This window comes from Staphylococcus sp. EG-SA-2, from assembly GCF_017152085.1.
On record NZ_JACYHC010000678.1, the window covers coordinates 1 to 2,013 of the forward strand.

The 2,013-nt window shown below is 33.3% G+C and carries 3 protein-coding genes; all 3 read right to left on the reverse strand.

Features of this window, described 5'->3' with window-relative positions:
- The coding region (locus IDG60_RS12250) for a M42 family metallopeptidase (protein ID WP_206160748.1) at positions 1 to 932 on the reverse strand (932 nt) is incomplete at its 3' end.
- 354 nt (positions 933 to 1,286) lie between these two features.
- Positions 1,287 to 1,553, reverse strand: a complete 267-nt coding sequence (locus tag IDG60_RS12255; RefSeq protein WP_000074049.1) for a Txe/YoeB family addiction module toxin — start codon at positions 1,551 to 1,553, stop codon at positions 1,287 to 1,289.
- Positions 1,553 to 1,810 (reverse strand): type II toxin-antitoxin system Phd/YefM family antitoxin, encoded by a 258-nt coding sequence (locus IDG60_RS12260; RefSeq protein ID WP_000587616.1) that lies wholly within the window; start codon positions 1,808 to 1,810, stop codon positions 1,553 to 1,555. Before IDG60_RS12260 ends, IDG60_RS12255 begins: the two co-directional genes overlap by 1 nt.
- Between the last annotated feature and the right edge of the window lie 203 nt (positions 1,811 to 2,013).

A 2,013-nucleotide genomic window follows, 5' to 3' on the forward strand; every position in this document is an offset into this window, starting at 1 on the left:
GGAATACCTTCATTTGCGACATGAATACTTCCCGCATCTGTACCTCCACCTGGTGTCGTATCCCATTGTACTTCGATGTTATGTTCCTTAGCTACATCTTTAATATGCTTACGCAAACCTTGGTGAGCAATACTTGTAGCATCCATCATAATGACAACTGGACCACCGCCTAGTTTACTATCGCTCGTTTGACCTGACATACCTGGGGTATCATAAGCAATACCTACATCGACAGCTATCGCCAAATCTGGTTTAATTGTATTCGCTGCCACTTTCGCACCACGCAAACCAACTTCTTCTTGCACTGTGGCACCACTGTATAAGTTAATTCCAATATTTTCATCTTTTAAACGTTTTAATACCTCAACAGCTAATGCACAGCCATAGCGATTATCAAATGCTTTCGCAGTTAAATATTTATCATTTGCAAGCACTTCAAATTCACTATATGGCGTTACCATATTGCCTACTTCAACGCCAGCTTCTTCAGCTTCTTCCTTGCTACTAACACCAATATCTATAAACATATTTTTGATTTCCATTGGCTTTTTACGTTCTTCAGGCGTTAAGACATGTGGCGGTTTAGAACCGATGATACCTCTAATTTCTTTGCCCGAATCTGTTGTAATCGTTACTTTTTGAGATAGCATGACTTGATTCCACCATCCACCAACTGGCGTAAATGAAATAAAACCATGTTTATCAATCTTTGTTACCATAAAACCAACTTCATCCATATGACCAGAAATCATAATTGAGTATTGACCATTCTCAGCATTTTTCTTTCCAAAAATGCCACCCAAGTTATCTTCAATAATTTGATCACTGACAGGCTCTATATAGTTACGCATTGCTTCTTTAACTTGCATTTCATAACCAGCAATGCCGTTTACATCTGTTAAATGTTTAAGTAATTTGACTGACTGATTCATGTTATTCATCCTCCTGTATTTCAACTTAAAACTATTGTATCACTAACTTTCAGAAAAACGTTCCCTACCGCTTTATCATTTTCAGGCTTAAATTTTTTAAAATTTTGTGAGAAATCCGCTTCAAAAACCTCATATTTTTAAAATTTAATATTCCGAAAAAGTCACAATTTAAAATTCCTTATTATAATATGTTATTCTTTTATTGTTACTAATTTCAATTTGTTTAGTCTTGCGCTATTATAAAATTAAAAAGTGTAGAGATAACAACGCATTAACGTCGCTATTTTCCCTACACTTAAATACTAGTTTCTTTAATTAACTTACCATTAAAGTTATTCAGATATTGAATATTCATTAATCATAATGTGACCATGCCGATAGTATTAATACTTCTTTATTTCGATCATCTACGGTATAGACGACCCTGTGCTGATGGTTAATTCTTCTTGAATATCGCTCTAAATATTTAGGCTCTAATTTTTCAAAAGATTGTGTTATTTTATACGGATCATTTTTTAAAGTCTCAACAATTTCTAAAAATGACTTCTTTAAATAAGAATGTTTTATTTTCCTTAAATCTGATTTCGCTGAATTTTTAATCTTAACCGTGTAATTGCTCATTAAAGATTATCCCAATCAATATCATCTATATTTGTTGTACCACTATTATCTTTTTCTCTTTCTCTTACTTTGTCCATTGTACCAGTAGATTCAAGATATATTGTCTCTTGTATACTTTTCCAATCTTCTAAACCTATAATCACAGCATTATTTTCGGCATTATTGCCACTAATATAAATTGGTTCGTGATTATTATTAACATTTTTTAGTAATTGATAAAAATCTTTTCTCGCTTCTGTAGGGCTAGTGATAATCATATAAACCCTCCTTTGTTTTCTGTTACGCTAATTATAGCGTACGCACTTGAGTACGTCAATATTGCCAACGAGTTCATCGTATTCTTAATACCTATATGCTATCGTACACAAGCTTTTGTTCTTTTCTTCCAACATACCGTCTATAATGCTCAAAAAGAAATCAGCAGTGGAACACACTACGTTCCCTACCGCTTTATCATTTT

Bases quoted from the DNA above. Each gene is read 5' to 3' on its own strand.
- IDG60_RS12255 (WP_000074049.1), bottom strand. From the start codon at position 1,553: ATGAGCAATTACACGGTTAAGATTAAAAATTCAGCGAAATCAGATTTA.
- IDG60_RS12260 (WP_000587616.1), bottom strand. From the start codon at position 1,810: ATGATTATCACTAGCCCTACAGAAGCGAGAAAAGATTTTTATCAATTA.